This is a genomic window from Shewanella canadensis (genome assembly GCF_003966225.1).
GTDB lineage: Bacteria > Pseudomonadota > Gammaproteobacteria > Enterobacterales > Shewanellaceae > Shewanella > Shewanella canadensis.
Window position 1 is genome coordinate 1 of sequence record NZ_RXNU01000053.1, and the last position, 1,155, is coordinate 1,155.

The 1,155-nt window shown below is 42.0% G+C and carries 1 protein-coding gene; it reads right to left on the minus strand.

The window, feature by feature from the left end; translation table 11 throughout:
* Positions 1-31: 31 nt before the first annotated feature.
* Positions 32-1,155, minus strand: a protein-coding gene (locus EKG38_RS24770; protein ID WP_126523529.1) for an IS3 family transposase whose coding sequence is annotated in 2 segments (ribosomal slippage) — positions 32-930 and positions 930-1,155 — 1,125 coding nt annotated over the 2 segments. Because the reading frame shifts where the segments join, the coding sequence is not laid out codon by codon here. This gene is flagged as partial in the annotation.

Sequence of the window (1,155 nt, forward strand, 5' to 3'; positions counted from 1 at the left end):
TGATATGACCCCGGCAAAGTGGACACGGGGTTTAAATTCTAGATTCAAATACAGTGGGACTCACTCCATCTAGAGTCCCATGTCTTCTCACTATATTATAATAATCATCGATATAGAACCGACATTGAGCTGTCATCTCACCTCTGCTCAACTCTTCCAGATTAGAGAACCACTCTTTCTTTAACTGAGCAAAAAAGCTTTCCGAGCAAGCATTATCCCAGCAGTTTCCTTTCCTGGACATACTAACCGTGACCTCACGTTTCGTTAGCCACTTTAGTACCTTAAAACTTCTGTACTGGACGCCTTGGTCAGAGTGAAACATTAGCTCACTGCCATTTGGCCTACGTTCATCCCATGCCTGTTTGAGTGACTTAATCACCAGTTCACTCGAGTTTATGTAGCTGGTTGCCCAACTCACCACCTTGCGTGAGTACAAATCGATGATGACACACAGGTACTGCCACCCCTCTTTACACCTGACTTGAGTAATATCCGATACCCAAACCGCATTAGGCTTAGAGACTTCAAACTTCCTGTTTAAATAATTTGGCGCTCTAGTTTCAATGAGTTTAGGTTTTACCACTCCAAACTTTCTTTTACATGCCCTAGACCTATAGCCAAATACTTGTAGCAAGCGCTGTACTCGCTTTTTATTGCAGTTGAAACCGTTGGCCACAGCATCTAACCATAGCTTTCGATAGCCTGCTATGCCGTTGTGCTCATCTATCTTTTCTTTTAGAAAATCAGATAATACTTTGTTATCTTCATCTCGTTTAGAAGGCTCACGGTCAAGCCAGCTGTAATAGCCAGAACGTGAAACATTAAGTATCTCACAAAGCATTTTTATCGTTCTTCGAACAGAGCAATACCTTTGGATAAAATTAAACTTTACCCCTGGTGTTTGTCGAAGAACTCCTTCGCCTTTTTTAGGATATCGTTCTCCAACTCTGCACGCTCTAGCTTCTTACGAAGCTCACGAATCTCTCTTTCGAGTGCAGTAATACTCTTATCAGGCCCTTGGTTTGGAATGGGCTTCTTAGAATGTTTTGAGGACGTCAAATGGGCTCTCCACTTAGTTAATAACTTAGGATTGAGCCCTAATTTAACAGCTGTAGCTATGACTGTATCGGGAGAATTTAAAGATTGTTGAACAGC